At 42.5% G+C, this 1,581-nt stretch carries 2 protein-coding genes and 1 other annotated feature; of the genes, one reads left to right on the forward strand and one right to left on the reverse strand.

Going from position 1 to position 1,581, the window contains the following annotated elements; all coding sequences use genetic code 11:
* On the reverse strand, nucleotides 1–536 hold a 536-nt coding region (locus tag HP456_RS23765), incomplete at its 3' end, for a class I tRNA ligase family protein (RefSeq protein WP_172255621.1).
* 89 nt (nucleotides 537–625) lie between these two features.
* Nucleotides 626–847: a binding site (T-box leader), on the reverse strand.
* Nucleotides 848–1,043: 196 nt separating this feature from the next.
* Here HP456_RS23765 and HP456_RS23770 point away from each other — a divergent pair.
* On the forward strand, nucleotides 1,044–1,340 hold the full coding sequence (locus tag HP456_RS23770; protein ID WP_172255623.1) for a hypothetical protein: 297 nt from the start codon (nucleotides 1,044–1,046) through the stop codon (nucleotides 1,338–1,340).
* The last annotated feature ends 241 nt before the right edge of the window (nucleotides 1,341–1,581 follow it).

The raw sequence follows: 1,581 nt of genomic DNA on the forward strand, positions 1-1,581 counted from the left end.
CCCCCGCGTTCGCTTTTCCCGTCGATGACTTCTTCATTTGCAAGCACCGTCCCAAGTGCCGGACACCAGTTCACCGCTACTTCATCAACGTAAGCCAAGCCTTTTTCATAAAGCTTGAGGAATATCCACTGCGTCCATTTATAGTAACCCGGATCAGTCGTATTCACTTCGCGGTCCCAGTCATATGAGAAACCAAGCGCCTTGATTTGGCGGCGGAAGTTATCGATATTCTGCTTTGTGAATTCGGCAGGATCGTTACCTGTATCCAGTGCATACTGCTCGGCAGGAAGACCGAATGCATCCCAACCCATCGGATGAAGGACATTATAGCCCTGCATACGTTTCATTCTTGAAAGGATATCGGTTGCAGTGTATCCTTCCGGGTGACCGACGTGAAGCCCGGCGCCTGATGGATACGGGAACATATCCAGCGCATAGAAATTCTTCTTCGTCTCGTCCTCTGTTGTTTTAAATGTCTTGTTTTCTTCCCAATACTTTTGCCATTTCGTCTCAACACTTTTATGATCAAAACTCATATTGAGATCCTCCTTTAAATGTAGGTGGAAAAGGACTGATTCAGCCGCTTCTCTTTTAAAAAAATAAAAAACTCTCATCCCAAATAAATATTTGGGACGAGAGTTGTAATTACATTCTCCCGCGGTACCACCCACATTAGTGTACGCGCACTCAGCTTCATTCATCCTTAACGCGGAAAACGGCAAGTCTTACTGAATGTTCACACTTGCAACTCAGCAGGCGAGTTCATGATGCTTCCGGTTGACTTTCACCATCCGTCAACTCTCTAAGACAGAATACATTCACTACTACTCCCGATCAACGTCTATAATATTGAATCATTATATGTATTCACTATTTTAGGAGAAAATATTCAGAAGCGCAAGCCTAATGTTGTGGAATTTGTTGAAATTGAGCCTGTTTTTGCCGATGGGGGTGTTCTGGTGAATGAATAATCACTTGTGAGTCGGTTGCCGGGATAGTTTGATCAGGTCCATGTCTTAAATTCCTGTGGATTAAAGAACAATGTGGCAATTCTCATCTGGATTGGGATTTTTTTGCAAGGATTGACGTACTTCATACTAATATTGAGGTACTTCCCTGTCTGGATCAGCGTTTCCTATGCTGAAATCGGTGATTTTCTTGCGGGAATGAGTCATGTCCATGTCAACCTGGGTGGTAATCCTGCCGAAATCAAGGTTATTCCTGCCAAAACAGCACTTAATCCTGCCGAAATCAAGGGTATTCCTGCCAAAAAAGCACTTATTCCTGTCAAAATCACTTTTATTCCTGCTTTTTTACATAAATATCCAAATATTTCTTAGCTCTATATAAGAAATACTTATTCCAATTCAGAAAAGGGACCTCTTGAAAAAATCACCCACATAAGGAGTACTCCTCCTCGCCAGTCCAAAATCAACCCTAATCCCGCTTTTCCACATAAATATCGAAATTCTCCTAATCTCTATCAAAGAAATCCCCCCTGAAACTGACAACCTTGCCGTTCAGCATGATATTCTTGCCGGAATGGCAATTTATCTTGCCACTTTGTATCATAATTTTGCC

It is taken from the genome of Bacillus haikouensis, from assembly GCF_013179555.1.
Classification (GTDB): domain Bacteria; phylum Bacillota; class Bacilli; order Bacillales; family Bacillaceae_B; genus Rossellomorea; species Rossellomorea haikouensis_A.